15 protein-coding genes are annotated in these 17,460 nt (G+C 47.3%); 6 read left to right on the plus strand and 9 right to left on the minus strand.

Annotated elements, in window-relative coordinates; all coding sequences use genetic code 11:
- The first annotated feature begins 92 nt into the window (after window positions 1-92).
- Window positions 93-2,246, plus strand: coding sequence for an MMPL family transporter (locus NYE28_RS02955; RefSeq protein WP_342490290.1), 2,154 nt, complete (start codon window positions 93-95; stop codon window positions 2,244-2,246).
- A 33-nt stretch (window positions 2,247-2,279) separates the two neighbouring features.
- Here the strand turns inward: NYE28_RS02955 and NYE28_RS02960 are convergent, their stop codons facing one another.
- The 6 genes from NYE28_RS02960 to NYE28_RS02985 form a co-directional block, all read right to left on the minus strand.
- Window positions 2,280-3,002 carry a gamma-glutamyl-gamma-aminobutyrate hydrolase family protein gene (locus NYE28_RS02960; protein ID WP_052827111.1) on the minus strand — a complete coding sequence of 241 codons (723 nt, stop codon included), beginning with the start codon at window positions 3,000-3,002 and terminating at the stop codon, window positions 2,280-2,282.
- A 414-nt stretch (window positions 3,003-3,416) separates the two neighbouring features.
- Complete coding sequence (locus NYE28_RS02965) at window positions 3,417-4,826, minus strand: MFS transporter (RefSeq protein WP_337681262.1); 1,410 nt, start codon at window positions 4,824-4,826, stop codon at window positions 3,417-3,419.
- Complete coding sequence (locus NYE28_RS02970) at window positions 4,826-5,296, minus strand: Rrf2 family transcriptional regulator (RefSeq protein WP_032870431.1); 471 nt, start codon at window positions 5,294-5,296, stop codon at window positions 4,826-4,828. Before NYE28_RS02970 ends, NYE28_RS02965 begins: the two co-directional genes overlap by 1 nt.
- Before the next feature lie 222 nt (window positions 5,297-5,518).
- Window positions 5,519-7,147 carry an ABC-F type ribosomal protection protein gene (gene abc-f, locus NYE28_RS02975; protein ID WP_337681263.1) on the minus strand — a complete coding sequence of 543 codons (1,629 nt, stop codon included), beginning with the start codon at window positions 7,145-7,147 and terminating at the stop codon, window positions 5,519-5,521.
- 277 nt (window positions 7,148-7,424) lie between these two features.
- Window positions 7,425-7,952, minus strand: coding sequence for a GNAT family protein (locus tag NYE28_RS02980; protein ID WP_327942418.1), 528 nt, complete (start codon window positions 7,950-7,952; stop codon window positions 7,425-7,427).
- A 115-nt stretch (window positions 7,953-8,067) separates the two neighbouring features.
- Window positions 8,068-8,925, minus strand: a complete 858-nt coding sequence (locus NYE28_RS02985; protein WP_052827114.1) for a YitT family protein — start codon at window positions 8,923-8,925, stop codon at window positions 8,068-8,070.
- A gap of 282 nt (window positions 8,926-9,207) precedes the next feature.
- Between NYE28_RS02985 and NYE28_RS02990 the strand changes: the two genes are divergently transcribed.
- Together NYE28_RS02990 and NYE28_RS02995 are read left to right on the plus strand one after the other, a co-directional pair.
- A complete protein-coding gene (locus tag NYE28_RS02990) occupies window positions 9,208-10,341 on the plus strand; it encodes a glycerol dehydrogenase (RefSeq protein ID WP_014304447.1) in 1,134 nt (377 codons plus the stop codon).
- A 145-nt stretch (window positions 10,342-10,486) separates the two neighbouring features.
- Window positions 10,487-11,698, plus strand: a complete 1,212-nt coding sequence (locus tag NYE28_RS02995; protein ID WP_085341776.1) for a Bcr/CflA family efflux MFS transporter — start codon at window positions 10,487-10,489, stop codon at window positions 11,696-11,698.
- 28 nt (window positions 11,699-11,726) lie between these two features.
- On the opposite strand, the gene fabF is transcribed toward NYE28_RS02995, so the two are convergent.
- Window positions 11,727-12,962 (minus strand): beta-ketoacyl-ACP synthase II, encoded by a 1,236-nt coding sequence (fabF, locus tag NYE28_RS03000; RefSeq protein ID WP_085341777.1) that lies wholly within the window; start codon window positions 12,960-12,962, stop codon window positions 11,727-11,729.
- 108 nt (window positions 12,963-13,070) lie between these two features.
- Between fabF and NYE28_RS03005 the strand changes: the two genes are divergently transcribed.
- Window positions 13,071-13,910 carry a helix-turn-helix transcriptional regulator gene (locus tag NYE28_RS03005; RefSeq protein ID WP_007409314.1) on the plus strand — a complete coding sequence of 280 codons (840 nt, stop codon included), beginning with the start codon at window positions 13,071-13,073 and terminating at the stop codon, window positions 13,908-13,910.
- 41 nt (window positions 13,911-13,951) lie between these two features.
- Here the strand turns inward: NYE28_RS03005 and NYE28_RS03010 are convergent, their stop codons facing one another.
- Together NYE28_RS03010 and NYE28_RS03015 are read right to left on the minus strand one after the other, a co-directional pair.
- Window positions 13,952-14,695, minus strand: a complete 744-nt coding sequence (locus tag NYE28_RS03010) for a sulfite exporter TauE/SafE family protein (RefSeq protein ID WP_015416927.1) — start codon at window positions 14,693-14,695, stop codon at window positions 13,952-13,954.
- A gap of 157 nt (window positions 14,696-14,852) precedes the next feature.
- On the minus strand, window positions 14,853-15,311 hold the full coding sequence (locus NYE28_RS03015; RefSeq protein ID WP_025284334.1) for a GNAT family N-acetyltransferase: 459 nt from the start codon (window positions 15,309-15,311) through the stop codon (window positions 14,853-14,855).
- Window positions 15,312-15,442: 131 nt separating this feature from the next.
- Between NYE28_RS03015 and NYE28_RS03020 the strand changes: the two genes are divergently transcribed.
- On the plus strand, window positions 15,443-16,264 hold the full coding sequence (locus tag NYE28_RS03020; protein WP_032866761.1) for a MerR family transcriptional regulator: 822 nt from the start codon (window positions 15,443-15,445) through the stop codon (window positions 16,262-16,264).
- A 215-nt stretch (window positions 16,265-16,479) separates the two neighbouring features.
- A complete protein-coding gene (locus NYE28_RS03025) occupies window positions 16,480-17,352 on the plus strand; it encodes a DMT family transporter (protein ID WP_015239274.1) in 873 nt (290 codons plus the stop codon).
- Window positions 17,353-17,460: the final 108 nt, after the last annotated feature.

A 17,460-nucleotide genomic window follows, 5' to 3' on the forward strand; every position in this document is an offset into this window, starting at 1 on the left:
ACTGCCCAAACGTACATGCCCCTATGTACGTTTTTTTTATGTGAATGTGAACTACAATTAGGCAGAAAGTAATGATTGGAGAGGAGTATTCGATGTCTGGTTTTTTATATAAATTAGGGGGATGGTCTGCCCGCAACCGATTTAAAATGATCAGTGCGTGGCTCGTGATACTGATCGCTTCGATTGTGATCGCCATCTCGTTAAAACCTGCTTTTTCTGAGGATATGTCAATTCCCGACACACCTTCTGAAAAGGCGATGGATATCATTCAAAAAGAATTTTCAAAGGGTCCCGATAAAGGAAGCATACGGGTTATTTTCGGAGCTGAAGACGGGAAGAAATTGACGTCAAAACCGGAAAAACAAGCGGTTGAAGAGACATTAAAGAAGATCAAAACCGATCATTCAGTCGCTTCAATTGCAAGTCCTTTTGAGACAGGAACCATTTCTAAAGACGGCTCAGTGGCATATGCCGATATTACGTACAAAAAAGCGGCGGATGACATTACGGATGCGTCTGTTTCACATATGAAACACAGTCTGTCCGCCGCCGGAGACAAGGGTCTGCAGACGGAGCTCAGCGGCGATGTGCCGGGGGCCGGTGTTGAAATCGGCGGTGTATCTGAAATTGTCGGCGTTGTGCTGGCATTCGTCGTACTGGCTATTACGTTTGGTTCATTAGTCATCGCGGGGCTGCCGATTGTCACCGCCCTGATCGGATTAGGTGTAAGCGTCGCGCTGACGTTAATCGGGACACAGTTCTTTACGATAGCCTCGGTCAGTCTCTCATTATCCGGAATGATCGGCCTGGCCGTCGGGATTGATTATGCGCTGTTTATCTTTACGAAGCATCGTCAGTTTTTGGGCGAAGGTGTACAAAAAAATGAATCGATCGCGAAAGCCGCGGGAACGGCAGGCAGCGCCGTCGTTTTTGCGGGACTGACCGTGATCGTCGCGCTTTGCGGATTGACTGTTGTCGGCATTCCGTTCATGTCTGCCATGGGATTGACTGCGGCACTCAGTGTGCTGATGGCTGTATTGGCATCAGTAACGCTGGTGCCTGCGGTGTTATCGGTCGCAGGAAAACGGATGATTCCGAAATCAAAAAGGAAAAAAGAAAAGAAAAGCGCCGAAACGAATGCCTGGGGGCGCTTCGTTACAAAGAAGCCTATTCTGTTAAGCATTTTCAGCATCATTCTTTTATCCGTCATCAGTCTGCCGGCCATGCATTTAGAGCTGGGGCTGCCTGATGCGGGAATGAAAGCGAAAGACAGCCCGGATCGCCGCGCCTATGATCTGTTGTCTAAAGGATTCGGAGAAGGCTTTAACGGCAAGCTGACAATTGTTGCCGATGCAAAAGGGGTCAAGGGGAACAAAAGTGAAGCATTTCAAGACGCCGTGAAAGAACTAAAGGACTTGCACAATGTGGCGAGCGTCACACCTGCCATGCCGAATCAAAAAGGGAACTATGCCATCATTACGGCAGTGCCTGAAACCGGGCCGAATGATAAGGCAACGAAAGAGTTAGTGCAGGATATACGGAAACGATCAGACAAAAACGGCATCCGCCTGCTCGTCACCGGGTCAACCGCGGTGAACATTGATATTTCAGACCGGTTAAATGATGCGATTCCGGAATTCGCCATTCTCATTGTCGGGTTTGCGTTTGTATTGCTGACCGTTGTTTTCCGCTCGCTTCTCGTGCCCCTTGCCGCCGTCGTCGGCTTTTTGCTGACGATGACCGCTACACTCGGCTTATCGGTATTCGTCCTGCAGGATGGGAATTTCACCGGCTTGCTCAGCATTCCGGAAAAAGGCCCGATTCTCGCCTTCCTGCCTATTTTGGCGATCGGTATTCTTTTCGGGCTGGCGATGGATTATCAAGTATTCCTTGTCAGCAGAATGAGAGAAGAATATGTCAAAACAAAAAATCCGGTACAAGCCATTCATGCCGGATTGAAACATAGCGGACCTGTCGTAACAGCGGCGGGACTGATCATGATTTTCGTCTTTGCGGGATTCATCTTTGCGGGAGAAGCTACGATCAAATCCATGGGCTTGGCAATGACTTTCGGTGTACTTTTTGATGCGTTCATTGTAAGAATGACCATTATTCCGAGTGTCATGAAGCTGATGGGACATGCGGCCTGGTACTTGCCGAAGTGGCTGGATAAAATCATTCCGAACGTGGATATCGAAGGCCATAAGCTGACACAAGGCAAAACACCGGAGAAACCGGAAGAATAAAATGAAAAAGCAGATCGTTATGATCTGCTTTTTTTATGTGCTGACCGCATCCATGAAATGAGAAAAAAGCTTTTTCATGTCTTCATGTTTTTTTGTCAGCATTTCGGGATGCCATTGCACGCCGACGACAAATAATTCACCCGTCCGTTCAATCGCTTCAATGGCCCCGTCTTTCGCATAAGCCGAGGCTTTAAACGAAGGCGCCGTCTCTTTTATGATCTGGTGATGGAATGAATTCACCCGCGCTGAATCGCCAAACAAGGAATGAAGACGTGTCCCTTTTTCAAAAGAAACATGATGGGTTTTTAACGGCGGATCTTTTTCTTGATCATGCTTAATGTCAGCAAACGAAGCGTGTGTCAGGTCTTGATATAAAGTTCCCCCGTAAGTGACGTTTAACATATGCATCCCCCGGCAGATTGCAAGAATCGGCTTTTCTAAAGCAACCGCCGTGAGAATCAGCTCCTTCTCGTAGGCGTCCCGATCAGGAAAGGTCTTTCTTAAAGCCTGTAAAGGTTCTTCGCCGTAAAACAGCGGGTCTATATCCTGGCCGCCGGACAGAATGATCCCGTCAACATGAGAGACCTGTTCCTTTAAAAGCGCCGTCTCTTGAATCACCGGCAATATAAACGGCACACCGCCGGCCTCAGAAACAGACTGAATATAATCATTATTGACATATGCCCGATTATAACCCGGGAAAGGGCCGGATTGATCAGCCATAATGTTTCCCGTAATTCCAATGCGTTTGGCCATTCTTCGCCCCCCTGAACCATGCTCATAATTAATCTGAACGTAGGTTGTACAAATCAGTTTGAAATTATTCTTCTTAATTACGGAATCATTGTTTTAGAAAAAAGATTGACCGTACTGATGTAAGGGTTTCAGTTAGGATGAGTCTTCATTTGATTTTTGTTTATAAAAAACACACCGGTCCCGTTGAAGGGACGAGTGTGTGATGTACCGTGGTTCCACCCAAGTTCCTGATAAACGCTATTTATCGGCTCGATGCTGTAACGCAGCATGACGGTATCGGATACTTGATTTCACCGATACGGCTCAATGGCGGTAAGCTGCTTTACCTCGTTAAAAAGGTCTCAGCTGTTCTTCCCTCTCTTGAAATGTCCTTATCAGCGACTGTTGATTTCGATATATTTCCACACGCCGCAATCAGTGATTTGCATTTTTTTCTGTCGCGGCATTGCCGTTATGGGCCGCCAGAAACAGCCATACAAGCAATGCGGCGAGGCTGTACGCCGCTCCCATCATCAAAAACGTAAAGCCGGCACCGGCGTACCAAGTGGCGGACAGATGAATGATCACACCGGAAACCGCTACGCCGACCAAGGCTCCAATTTGCCTGTTGGCATTTAAAGCCGCACCGGCGATATTCGCATGCTGTTGTCCGGCAGCCTGCATGATCACAGTTGTCATGGCAGGAACTGTAATGCCGGTGCCAAGGTTCATAACAGACATCAAAACCGCCAGCTGCCAATAAGGAAAATCAGGAGAAACAAGCACAAACAACAGCAATGCAATGATACAGCTGGCCGCCATTGACATAAACATAAGCTGTCCGGCTTCAAACCGATTCGCCAGACGGGCAAACAGAATATTGCCCATCACGAAGACCGCCATCATCGGCAGCAGCTCAACACCGGCCATAAAGGAGCTTGCGCCTCTTGCTTCCTGCAAAAAAAGGCTTAGCATAAACATGCCGCCGAAAAGAGCAAAATTCAGCAAAAACCCAACGAATTGAGCAGCTGAGAATCGGCCGTTTTGATATAAGGACGCCGGCAGAATCGACGTTTCCGCAGAGATTTCCCGCAGCAAAAACAGCACAAATGCCAAAAGCGCCGCCGCGAATGCACCAAGAATTATGGGTGAGCGCCAGCCCGCTGAAGGCCCCTGTATCAAGGCAAACGAAAGAAAGCCGAGAGCAGCCATTCCAAGCAGATTCCCTGTAATGTTCATGCGGCTGCTTTTTCGCGGCACGTGGCCGAGTACTCGGTAAGCAGAAATGAGCGCAGCAACCCCTAACGGCACATTGATCAGAAAAATACTCTGCCAGCCTGCCGCCTGTACCAGCACGCCACCAATAAAGGGCCCAAGGCCAGAAGCAGCGGAAACAAGAGCGGCCCACAGTCCAAACATTCGCGCCCGCACCCGCTCATCCGGGTAAGAGGCCGCCAAAAGACTGAGTGAGCTCGGCATAAACAAAGCCGCGCCAATCCCTTGCATGAGACGTCCGGCAATCAGCATCTGGCCATTAATAGATACGGCGCATAGGCAAGAGGCCATGACAAAAACGGCCAAGCCCAGTATGTATATCGCCTTCGAGCCAAAACGGTCTGCCAAGGCTCCGCCCGCCAGCAGAAGTGACGCAAACGTAAGGATGTACCCGTCCACAACCCACGTCACACCTGAAAGTGACATTGAAAGGGTGTTTTTCATATCAGCCATCGCCACATTCACGACGGTTACATCAAGAGTTGCCATGAGGAAACCAAGTGCGAGCACGATCAGCACGGATAGGCCTGTTGATGATTTTGATTTTTGTAAAGACCCGCTGTTTGTCATTACAAATGCCCTTTCACTTGCTTGTTTACCCAATCATCTATTTTTTCAAGATCATACAATTCCCCGACTCTGTTCATGACATGCTGCAAGGATTCTTCTCTCATGAGATTGGCCCATTTATCCTCGATTTCCCCCATGACTGTCTCCAGCACACAGTTGCTTTCATCCTCGAATACGGATTGCAGCAGGCCCTTCCCCTGATACATCGAACCTCTGCCTTCGACCGCCTGATAAACATCATAGAGCGTAATGTCCGTCAAAGGCTTCGTCAGGGTAAAACCGCCCTTGGTCCCCGGTATGGATTCTGCCAAATCGGCCTGTACCAATGTTCTCATCAGCTTCTTCAAATAAGACGGAGACACGCGTAAACGCTGGCTGATTGCTTCTGACGTTAAAGAAGACTGTACGGGCAGCCGTGACAATAACAGCAGCACAGAAACCGCCTGCTCCATCCCTGATTTCATTTTCATCCTATTCACTCCCGATTTATTATGGATAACTATTATCCACAATAGATCCCTTAGCAGCTTTTGTCAATAAAAAAAGCAAAAGAAACGGATCATTTCTTTTGCTTGGTACGGTTAACAAATCTGCTTGTGTTGAAGCGCTTCGTCACCATAAGTCATCTATTGAAACAATAAATCTTGGGAACAAAAACTCAAAAAACCCGTGACAATCACGGGTTTTTACATTTATTTCAATTTCTTGATTTCTTCCGTCAGCTCTTTGAATTTTTGATCAAGCTCACGATATTGTTTATCAGCCGGCGTCATGAAGCTGAGTTTTCCGAGGACTTCCTGCCGTTCGGTCTCAAGCTTCAATCGCAGTTCTTCAGCATCGTCCCTGACGGAGGGAGATTCTTTCCATTGTTTTCGGACGCTGCCGTTTGAGATATCAAGCCGGATGTCCGTCGTCTTTTCGACAAAGTAACGATCATGTGAAACGATGATGAGCGTTCCGTCGTATCGGGCCAAAGTGTCTTCAAGCTGCTCGCGTGACGGCAGATCAAGGTGGTTTGTCGGCTCATCCAGAATCAGCACATCTTTCTCCTCCAGAATAAACGCCATCAGTTTGCATTTGACCCGCTCTCCCATGCTCATCTTGCCGATGGGTTCCGTCCATTGCGCTGCGGTAAATCCTAAATGCTTCATGAGAGATTGAACATTTCCTCTTTCCTCGAACGTTTCTTTGTAAAAAAGCTGTTCGGGGGTTTTATCAAGCGGGAGGTCGAATACTTCCTGCGTTAAATATCCGAAGTTTGCAGACTGAGAAATCCATATGCTGCCCTGCGCTTTTTCCTGCCCGAGGATGACCTTCAATAATGTTGTTTTCCCGCTGCCGTTCGGGCCTGTAATCGCGATCTTTTCACCGTGCATCACAGTAAAATTCACGTTTTTAAAAAGCATTCGGCCGTCATATGACTTTGCGGCATCCCTTACTTCTAAAAAACGCTTTCCCGCTTTTTTGCGGTGTTCAATGGAAAAACGGACTTCATACTCCGCTTCAACCGGTTCTGCTTTCGCTTTTTCAAGCTCTTTTTCAAGGCGCTTCTGCTTTGATTTAATCTGGGCGTCCGTGCGTTTTGCTTTTACGCGATGGTATTCTTTAAATCCTTCTATTTTCGTTGATTGGGCGTGGGCTTTTTTTGACCAGGCGCTCAGCTCGTTCATTTGAGCTTCAATCCGTCTGATCATATGCTGCTGATTCTCATATTCCCGCTGCTGTGTCAGCCTTCTCTGTTTGCGGACCTCCATATAGCTTGAATAATTCCCTTTATGCTCAATGAGTTTCTTTCCTTCGATGGCCCAGATTTTTGTCGCCGCTGCATCTATAAAAGCACGATCATGCGAAACAAAAATAATGGTGCCTTTGTAATTCTTGATCTGATTTAGCAGTATTTCTAAACTGTGCTGATCGAGGTGGTTCGTCGGCTCATCTAATAACAAAAGGCTGCTTGAGGAGGAGAAACCTTTAGCAAGACGGGCTTTCAGTTTTTCTCCGCCGCTCAATTGTGAAAAGGCGCGTGCGGGCACGTTCCACTTTTCTAACAAGGCTGCCTCCGCAGGTTCCGGATGGCCGGAATCATAAGCTTCCGTTTCTTGTTCAACCATATATACGTTCACATCTTGCACCATCTGGATCTGTCCTTGTGACGGCGCTTTTTGATTGCAGATCAATTGCAGCAATAAAGATTTGCCGGCGCCGTTTTTACCGATAACGCCGATGATGTCACCTTGCTGAACGCTCGCGCTAATCTGTTCAAAAAGGGGAACGCTGTTGATTTCATAACTGATGCCGCTTAACTTTAACATTTCTTTCATATGTCAATCCCTCGCTTTTAAGGGAGGACCAAAAAAATCCTCCCAATTGATTTGGAAGGATTAGCCGTACCTGTGCATGATCAAATAAGCTATTTTTACATAGCTTTCGTATCGTATAGAAAATGGGCAGACTAATCCTATTTTTTCTGATTTGAAATATTTGATTTCAAACGGTCAAAATAAGATTAGTTAATCATTGTCCACCCATCATCCCTTCGTATTTGTTACGAACAGTGTAGCACACACTTATCTGTAAAAGCAAAGGGTATAAGCCTTTTTATTCCAGGTTGGAGGCTTCCCATTCTTCTTCTAAAACGGCATAATAATATTCGTCCCACCATTCATTATCATGGGGAATGCATTTTTTAAAAAAGCCTTCCCGTCTCATCCCGATCTTTTCCATCACCCGGTGCGAAGCCGTGTTTTCCGGCTGACATGTCGCAATGATCCGGTGTAATTTCATCTTGTTAAACCCGAATGCCAGCACGGCGCGCGCCGCCTCTGAAGCATATCCTTTGCCCTGGTATTCCGGGTGAAACACCCAGCCGATTTCATACGTATGATCGCCAAAATACTGAAAAAAAGCAATGTGGCCAATGACCGTTTTCTCATCCTTCAATAAAATGGGAAACTTACCGGCATGTTCACCGCTGTTTTCAGTAACGAATTTTCTGGCATCTTCTTCGGTAAAGACACCCTCTGGTATATATTTCATGACATTCGGATTTGAGGTGTACGCATAGACATCCTGCCAATCTTCCGGTTCAAATGTCCGAATTATGAGCCTGTCAGTTTTGATATTCATTTTTTATGTTCCTCCATCAAAAAGATTTCATCTACTACTTCGATTGAAAAATGTAAAAACCTTTGAGCGGGGAAGAGCCGAATAAAAAAAGCCTGCAGCTATACACTGCAGGCGGTTATTTTTCATTTGCGGCGGCGGGCAGGTTTGTAAACCCGAATTGCCCTCCGACAGCTTCTTTTACTTCATGAATAACGATAAATGATTTCGGATCAATTTTTTGAACATGTTTTTTGATTTTCAGCAATTCGTTCTTTTTAATGACAACATAGATAATGCGCTTGTCTTTGCTGCCGTAATACCCGTATCCGTAAAAAATCGTCGCCGCGTTGCCGTACTCGGAGGTGATGGCTTTGGCGATTTCTTCGTATTGGTCAGACATAATGGTGAGAGCTTTTTTATTATGGAAACCCTCAATGACAATATCGACGATTTTGGCGCACAGATATACGAATATAAACGTATACAGCATATGATTGATGCCGATCGCTAAAACGGATGCGAAAATGATGACACAATCCATATAAAACATGCTTTTGGAGATGTTATAGCCCTTTGTGTAATTTAATAAATACGCCAAAAGCGTGGTCCCGCCGGTAGATCCGTCAGCAATAAAGATCAATGCCAGCCCCGCTCCCATCAGCAGAGCGCCGAATACAATCCCGAGCACCATATCGTGCACGCCGAATGGAATAAAGCTGACGATACTGAGAAAAACAGAAGTCATTCCCGTACCGAGTATCGTGTATAAAATCGTTTTTTTCGTTAAAAATTTATAAGCCAGCCCGATAAAAATCAAATTTACAACCAGAGTCGTAATACTTGCAGGTATATGGAAAAGATAATATAACACGAGAGCGATTCCCACGGTGCTGCCGTCCCCTAAATGATTCGGGATGACGAAAAATTCCACGGACGCCGCAATAAGAAAGGCTCCGGCCATAATCATCAGTATATCCTTGCAAATGTTCTTCATGTGCAAACCTCCTCCGCAGTCAAAAATATATAAAAAACAAAAACGCCTCAAAAATTATCCAGCAGAACTAAATAATTTTTAAGACGAATCATTCACAATCTCGTTTGTTCATTCAGTAAAGAATGATCAGCTTCAATATCGAAGATTATATAGACACCTTCACATCTTGTCAATGCCGTGAAAATTGATTTTTCTGCAGTGTATATGAGGTTTAAATCAAGTTAAAACGAGGAATTATATCAGAAGAGTTTTCATTTCTGCTCTATCAATAAGAGAAATGTAATGAGAGACAACGAAGAAGGGATGATGACATTGGAACGAATTTTTATCAGTCCGGCCAAATACGTGCAGGGAAAAAACGCCATTGAAACGATCGGCGGACATCTGGAGGGCGTTGGTGAAAAAGCCGTCGTCATCGCGGACAAAACCGTATGGGATATCGCGGGCCACAAGGTGACGGCTGAATTAAAGAAAAGCAATATTTCTTCTGAAGAGGCGGTTTTCAACGGCGAAGCCTCCCAGGAAGAAATGAAAAGAATTGCCGGCATCGCAGAAAAAGCAGGCGCGACTATTGTCATCGGAGTCGGCGGCGGTAAAACGCTTGATACGGCCAAAGCCGTATCAGATGAAATAAACGGCTATACCGTTATCGTGCCGACGGCCGCTTCAACGGATGCTCCGACAAGCGGGCTGTCTGTCGTGTATTCTGAACAAGGCGCGTTCGAAAACTATCGTTTCTATCATAAGAATCCTGACCTGGTTCTGGTCGATACGAAAATCGTCGCGGAAGCTCCGCCGCGCTTTTTAGCATCAGGGATTGCCGATGCGATGGCGACGTGGATAGAGGCGCGCAGTGTCATCGCCAATGGCGGTAAAACGATGGCAGGCGGAATTCCGACAATCGCCGGAGAGGCTATCGCGGAAAAATGTGAAGCGGTATTATTCAAATACGGCCGTCTCGCTTATGAGTCTGTGAAAGCGAAAGCCGTTACGCCCGCATTGGAAGCGGTGGTTGAAGCCAATACACTTCTGAGCGGACTGGGATTTGAAAGCGGCGGCTTAGCTGCGGCGCATGCCATTCATAACGGATTTACCGCGCTTGAAGGTGAAATCCATCACTTGACCCACGGTGAAAAAGTGGCATTCGGCACGCTCGTTCAATTGGCGCTGGAAAAACGTTCGCTTGAGGAAATTGAGCGGTATATCGCGTTTTATATCAGCTTGGGGCTGCCTGTCACACTTGAAGACATCAAATTGAAAGACGCATCTAAAGAGGACATTATGAAAGTGGCAGAAGCCGCGACGATTGAAGAAGAAACAATTCATGCCGCTTTTGACGTGACGGCTGACGACGTGGCGGATGCCATTATAGCGGCTGATCAATACGCAAAAGCATTTAAAGAAAAACACGCGTAAAACCTTTTATCGCGTGACCCGGACCCAAGGGCTGTTACAGCCCTTGGTTTTTTTATGCCCTTTGAAAACTTTTAAAAATAAAGAAAAAATTATGATACAATATACAAATGTTTTGAGAGATTGACAAAGGAAAGGTGGGAACGATATGCTGCATAATCCGACCGGTAAGGAGCGGCTTGCGCTGGCTTTTCTTCTCGGAATGCTTGCGATACTGGGGCCGCTCAATATAGATATGTATCTGCCGAGTTTCCCTGAAATCGCTGAAGATTTAAGCGCCCGCGCATCGCTTGTCCAGCTCAGTTTAACCGCATGTCTGATCGGACTGACAATCGGACAGGTTGTTGTCGGCCCGTTAAGTGACGCGAAGGGAAGAAGAAAACCGTTATTACTATGTATTTTTTTATTTGCGTTGTTTTCTCTGTTTTGCGCGCTTGCACCGAACATTGTGACACTAGTGATTGCCCGTTTTCTTCAAGGATTCACCGCTTCGGCAGGACTCGTTTTATCCCGTGCAATCGTCAGAGATGTGTTTACGGGAAGAGAGCTTTCTAAATTTTTCTCGCTGCTGATGGTCATTACCGCCGTCGCGCCGATGGTGGCGCCGATGACGGGAGGCGCGATTTTACTGCTTCCGTTTGCATCATGGCATACGATTTTTCTCTTTTTAACCTTTATCGGGTTTTTGCTTGTTCTCATCATTGCGCTCAAGCTGACAGAAACCCTGCCGCCGGAAAAGCGGACTCCGAGCTCCATCGGAAATTCCGTGCGGACAATGGGAAGCCTGCTGAAGGATCGGTCATTTATCGGTTATGCGCTGACGGTCGGTTTTATTCACGGCGGGAGCTTTGCGTATGTCTCCGGAACGCCTTTCGTGTATCAGGACATTTACGGAGTATCGCCTCAGGTATTCAGTGTTTTATTCGGCATAAACGGTCTGGCGATCATTACCGGAAGCTTTATCATCGGGCGTTTCGGCGGGATCATTCACGAAAAAAGCCTGCTGAGAATCGGCGTGATTACAGCGATGACGGCGACTGCCGTTCTGCTCGTCATGACGATCATTCACGGGCCGCTGGCGGCGCTGGTGATTTCAATTTTTATTTATATGATTACGATCGGCATGACGCTGACAAGCACCTTTACATTGGCGATGGAAAAGCAGGGACACCGCGCGGGAAGCGCAAGCGCACTGCTCGGCATGCTTCCGCTTCTTCTCGGTTCCATCGTGTCGCCGCTTGTGGGGATGAATGAAGCGACGGCCGTGCCGATGGGGGCAATTATGTTCACGACATCCGTTATCGGTTCCATCGCTTTTTTCGCCTTAACAACAAAACCGGAGAAAGCAAAAAAGGAGTGAAATGATTCACTCCTTTTTTTGATGCCCGTTATTCATATTTCTTCAGCACGATCGCCGAATTATGCCCGCCAAAGCCGAATGAGTTGGAAAGGCCGATCGTTAACGATTGATGGCGGGGTCCTTCTGACACATAGTCCAAATCACATGCCGAATCAGGGTGCTGCAGATTGATCGTCGGCGGAATGATGCCGTGTCGCAGGCTCTCTGTCAAAGCGATGGCTTCAACGCCGCCTGCCGCGCCAAGCATGTGGCCGAGCATTGATTTGTTGGCCGTGACCGGAATGTCATAGGCAAGCTCCCCGAATAATGTCTTGATGGCCAACGTTTCAGAAAGATCTCCGGCTTTTGTGCTTGTCGCATGGGCGCTTACGACATCAATGTCTTCCGCTGAAACGTTCGCCTTTTTCAAAGCGTTTTTCATCGCCAGGTATGCGCCCGTTCCTTCCGGATGGGAGGCCACCATATGATAGGCGTCAGAGCTCGCACCGTAGCCGAGCACCTCACAAAGGATCGGGGCATTTCTGCCGATTGCGCTATCCAATGATTCCAATACTAAGATGCCCGCGCCTTCACTCATGACAAATCCATCGCGATCCGCGTCAAACGGCCGGCTTGCCGCGGCGGGGTCTTCGTTTCTCGCTGACAGCGCGTGGGCATTGCCGAAGCTGGCTAATGACAAATTCGTAATCGCCGCTTCCGCTCCCCCGGCAAACATGATATCTGCGTCATCATTCCGGATGGCGTTGAATGCTTCCCCGATCGACGTATTGCCGATGGAACACGCGGTGACGGGAGAAAGTGAGGGGCCGAGCGCGCCTAATCTGATACTGATTTGAGCGGCGGCCGCATTTGAGATCATCATGGGGACAAGGCTTGGGCTCACTTTTCGCGCTCCCCGTTCATTTAAAGTATGAACATTATCAATCAAAGTCGTGATGCCGCCGATTCCCGAGCCGACGTACACGCCGAGGCGTTCACGGTCAATCTGATCGAGCTGAATCCCGGAGCTTTCAAGCGCCTGTTCCGCTGCCGCTAAAGCAAACTGGCTGAAACGGTCAAGCCGTCTCGCTTCTTTTCTGCCCCATCTTTCTTCTGCGTCAAAATCACGGACGGTACCGGCTATTTTTGTCTTTGAGCCGGAGACATCAAACGAATCGATGAAAGAGATTCCCGATTTTCCTTCCGTCAGGTGTTTCCAAAATGTATGCACATCATTGCCGAGAGGTGAAATCACTCCCATTCCGGTGATCACAACTCTTTTCATGGTCATTCCTCCTTCGGTATGTATTTATTGTAACTCGCAATTATCCTATTACAAGTTGTTGATTATCCTAGTATAATAAATACCAGGGTAAGAGAGGAGAGATTCGGTATGATACCAGAAGGAAGATTGCAGGCGCTCTCAGAGTTTTTAAAAACGCAGCGGGCCAAAATTTCTCCGCAGATGGCCGGGCTGCCGATGGGCACACGGAGAAGAACGCCCGGACTCCGAAGAGAAGAGGTCGCGCAATTAGCCGGCGTAAGCACCACGTGGTATACGTGGCTGGAGCAGGGCAGAGACATTAAAGTGTCCGCAGCCGTATTGGACGCCGTTTCCGATGCGCTGCAGCTGAACAAAGATGAGAGAAATTATTTATACGCGCTTGCCATTGAGGAGGGCGTGAAGCAGCCGTTTGCTGCGGAGGAAGAAGCGGTTATCAGCCCGTCCCTTTCAAAAATCCTGCAGGAGCTCCGTTATTGTCCCACCATTATCTCGGACAGGCGGTGTCATATCGTAGGGTGGAACCAGGCTGCGGCGCACGTGTTTTTAGATTTTGAACAAATTCCTCCTGAAAAGCGGAATCTCATAGAGCTATTGTTTTCCAGAAAAGAATTAAGAAGTTTAGCCGTGAACTGGGAGCACTTTGTGAAAGGATTCATCGCCATTTTCAGAACGTATTACGGCCAGTATGTAGCTGATACGTGGTATTCTCAGTTTATAGAAGAAATGGAGAAAACGTATTCGGAATTTCATACGCTGTGGAATGAGAGCGAAGTCAGCTCGGCACCCGAAGTATTAATTGAGTTCCGCCACGCGAAGGCGGGAAAAATGGTCTTTAACCTGACTTCATTTCAGGTTCAGGGCAACAGTGATCTGCGTTGCAGTGTGTATACGCCGGTAGATCATACCGAAACGGAAGCAAAGCTGAAAAAGCTCTTCGAAAACAGATGAAGAACAGAACAAAACGGGAGGCGGCCGCCTCCCGTTTCAGTTTAAAATAAAAGCATGAGACCGGCGATGGCCGGTGTTAAAAAGATGGCTGATTTCAGAATGACTTTCGGCACGAGGTTGGTGAATTTCGCTCCGACATATGCGCCGCACATCGTTCCGATCAGCACTTTGACCAACAGCATATAATCGACAAATCCTTCCGTCACATAACCGAGTCCTCCGCCGACCGCAAGCGGGATAATGACAAGCATGGTGGTGCCGACCGACTGGCGGATGGATAAGCGCAAAAGAATCATTAAGCCGATTTGGATGAAAGGGGCAGAGCCGATCCCGAACGTTCCGGACAAGATTCCTGCGATGACACCGAGTACAACGGCTTTCACCCATATGTTCAGATTGCTTTGCTGTCCGGAATCTTCTTGTGTTTCTTTTACAATAAATAACCGGACTAAAATAAGCAGAGCAGATAAAAACAGCATGCCCGCCGTCAAGTAATGCAGCAAATCTGCGGGGATAAGGGAAGTAAGCCTTGCCCCGAAAAACGAACCGAATGCCGCAAAAACGCCGACGATGAGGCCGATTTTCATCTGAATATTGCCTTCACGGTAGTGGCTGAATGCCCCCGATAAACTTGTGAAAGCCATTCCGGCAAGGGAGGTGCCTAAAGCCGTATGAATCGGTACGTGAAACAGTATAGTTAAAAGTGCAATGACAAAACCGGCTCCCCCGGCGCCGATAAACCCGAGAATAATCCCGAGAAGAAACATAACGAGTATAATAAGCACAATCTTCTCCTCCATTTAGATGCCTGATCACCATGTTCCGCTCCGCTGTATCAGGTTTTAATAATCGACCGTAGTCCGTCGACCGTCGTCTAATATCTTTATGTTACCTCAAATTTAAGGTATTGGCAAGAAGCCGAATTGCTTTTATACAGAGGGTTTACAGCTCTTTCACCATCACTTTTTCACCATTGAAGTCCAGCTCTCCATTGAATAAGAAGCCGAATTTTTGATAAAGCCGCAATGCGTGGACGTTATCTTCAAACAGGCTTAAATAAATCCGTCTGCAATCATATATTTGAGTGAGATGACGGATTAGGGCATCAAGCAACAGCTTGCCCAATCCCCGTCCCTGATAGCGTTCATCAATAAAAAAACGGTCAAGCCACACTCTGCCGTTTTCATTTTCCTCATCATATTCCGGAAACCATCCGTACATGGCAAAGCCGACCAATTCCCCGTTAACATAAAGACCGGCCGGCTGATAATGCCGGCAATCCTCAGCATCTTGTAAGCACTCTTCCGCGGTTTCAATAAATGAAGTCTGGCTTTCACTTACATGAAGCGCCAGTATATCGGCACGGTTTTCTTCCGTGACTGTTCTGATTTCAATCGTCATACTTGATACTCCTCTTCCGCTTTTTTTGAGACGGTAAAGCTTTCATTGCGTAAGCCATTTGTGAATCAGCCTTCTCTCGGATACAATGATCATCATAAAGGATATGGTTACCGTATAGTCAAGGAGGCATTATGAGCGAAGACGTCAGAAAATACTTCACAACGGGTGAATTTGCAAAACTGTGCCACGTAAAAAAACAAACCCTGTTCCATTATGACGAGATCGGCCTGCTTTCTCCGGAAATCAAAAAAGCGAACGGATACAGATACTATTCCTATCATCAATTCGAACTGTTTCAGGTCATCGGTCTGTTTAAGGAAGTCGGCGTTCCCTTGAAGCAGATCAAACCGCTCTTAACAGACAAAACCCCTGAGGGTATCATCACGCTTTTAAAAGAGAAATCTTCAGAAATCGAAAGCAAAATCAAAAAGCTGGAGCACCTGCAAAGGATGATTCGGACAAAGGTGAAGCTGACCGAACAAGCCTTGGAGACAGACTTTTCCTCCGTCTCATTGCAGCGATTAGATGAAGAGACACTTATGATAGGACGGCCCGTACTCCATTTGCCAGAACGGCAATATACTGCCGCCATTTCAGAATTGATCCGCTATATGCGGGTACATGAGCTCGATCAGGGGCATCCGGTCGGCGGACTGTTTGCGCGGGAGCAGATTCTGAAAAAAGAATTCTACAACTACACCCATTTTTATATGAAGACAGAAGAAGGCATAGAGAATAGAGACCTCCATATCAAGCCGAAAGGGCTTTATGCCGTCGGGTACCAAATAGGGGATGAAGCGGAAGCGGCTTACCGCAGCATCATGCAGTTTATTGAAGAGTATGGGCTGGAAATGGGCGATTATGCATATGAAGAATATATGCTTGATGAGGTTGTGGCGGACGGGTTTGACAATCAGATCACAAGAATCCAGCTGCAAGTCCGCAATCCATAAAGCCGATGCCGCCGTTCATTTACGTCTTTTAACAAACCTTGTATAATGAGAAAAATCAGTTTGCAATTGAGGTGAAAAACGATATGTTTCTAGCGCCCTTATTTGAACATGATGTACCGGCAGCACTTCTCCGCCCTTAATGGAGGAAAGTGACTGCGCTTCTCTCCGTTAGGGCATATGACGTGACCTAATATGATAACGGAGGGTGCATCAAATTGAAAAATACATTGTTCGGTTCGATTTATTTGGCATTGGCCGCCAGTATCTGGGGCGGTATGTATGTCGTTGTAAAAGTTGTGGTAGCGGTCATTCCGCCGCTTGAACTGGTATGGCTGAGATATGCGGTGGCGCTTCTTTCGCTTTTGATTCTCAGTTTATTTACACGCCAATCCTGGAAAGTTCATAAACGTGATTTATTACTGATCGCTGCGATCGGATTGATCGGCAACACGGTTTCGATCGTCACGCAGGAAATCGGCACGAAATTATCAACCGCGCAGATGGGTGCGATTATTACGGCATCCACTCCCGCATTTATGGTTGTATTTGCCCGGCTGATGTTGAAAGAACGGTTAACGCTGAAAAAAGGAATATCGACAGGGCTGGCGACGATCGGAGTATTGCTCATTGTGGGGAACGGAGATCTCAATATGTCGAGCCAGCTCGGCGGTCTATCGCTTCTGGCTGCGGCGCTGACATGGGCTTTGATGTCCGTGCTGATGAAACGGGTTCCGGGCCATTACTCACCGCTTGTCGTCACAACGTATTCCATTTGCGTCGCATTTGTCATCCTGACCCCGTTTACAGCGGGCCCGCTTCGGGAGATTCCTTTGTCTCAGCTTGCCCGGCCTGAGATATGGGGCGGACTTTTATATCTGGGTGTGATCTCAACCGCCTGCGCGTTCATGCTTTGGAATCGCGGATTGCAATTACTGAATGCGGCAAGCGGCGGTCTGTTTTTCTTCTTTCAGCCGCTTTCCGGGACATTGCTCGGCTGGCTGCTGCTGGGAGAGACGATCGGAGGAACCTTCTGGATCGGAGCGGCTCTTATTGTTTCAGGCGTCGTTCTCGTCATGAAAGAAAAATAGAAAATGAAAAAAAGCCATTCAGCAAATGAATGGCTTTTTTCTGATTTTCCGGCAGGATTCGCTCCGTCATACACAGAAAACAAGGAGCAGAAACGGATCATGGGCACC

It is taken from the genome of Bacillus sp. FSL R5-0443, assembly GCF_038608285.1.
In the GTDB taxonomy this organism is placed as follows: Bacteria; Bacillota; Bacilli; order Bacillales; family Bacillaceae; genus Bacillus; species Bacillus velezensis.

Bases quoted from the DNA above. Each gene is read 5' to 3' on its own strand.
- NYE28_RS02955 (WP_342490290.1), top strand. From the start codon at position 93: ATGTCTGGTTTTTTATATAAATTAGGGGGATGGTCTGCCCGCAACCGA.
- NYE28_RS02995 (WP_085341776.1), top strand. From the start codon at position 10,487: ATGCTGCATAATCCGACCGGTAAGGAGCGGCTTGCGCTGGCTTTTCTT.
- NYE28_RS02970 (WP_032870431.1), bottom strand. From the start codon at position 5,296: ATGAAAATGAAATCAGGGATGGAGCAGGCGGTTTCTGTGCTGCTGTTA.
- NYE28_RS02965 (WP_337681262.1), bottom strand. From the start codon at position 4,826: ATGACAAACAGCGGGTCTTTACAAAAATCAAAATCATCAACAGGCCTA.
- NYE28_RS02985 (WP_052827114.1), bottom strand. From the start codon at position 8,925: ATGAAGAACATTTGCAAGGATATACTGATGATTATGGCCGGAGCCTTT.
- NYE28_RS03020 (WP_032866761.1), top strand. From the start codon at position 15,443: ATGAGCGAAGACGTCAGAAAATACTTCACAACGGGTGAATTTGCAAAA.
- NYE28_RS03005 (WP_007409314.1), top strand. From the start codon at position 13,071: ATGATACCAGAAGGAAGATTGCAGGCGCTCTCAGAGTTTTTAAAAACG.
- NYE28_RS02960 (WP_052827111.1), bottom strand. From the start codon at position 3,002: ATGGCCAAACGCATTGGAATTACGGGAAACATTATGGCTGATCAATCC.
- abc-f (WP_337681263.1), bottom strand. From the start codon at position 7,147: ATGAAAGAAATGTTAAAGTTAAGCGGCATCAGTTATGAAATCAACAGC.
- fabF (WP_085341777.1), bottom strand. From the start codon at position 12,962: ATGAAAAGAGTTGTGATCACCGGAATGGGAGTGATTTCACCTCTCGGC.
- NYE28_RS03015 (WP_025284334.1), bottom strand. From the start codon at position 15,311: ATGACGATTGAAATCAGAACAGTCACGGAAGAAAACCGTGCCGATATA.
- NYE28_RS02990 (WP_014304447.1), top strand. From the start codon at position 9,208: ATGAGAGACAACGAAGAAGGGATGATGACATTGGAACGAATTTTTATC.
- NYE28_RS02980 (WP_327942418.1), bottom strand. From the start codon at position 7,952: ATGAATATCAAAACTGACAGGCTCATAATTCGGACATTTGAACCGGAA.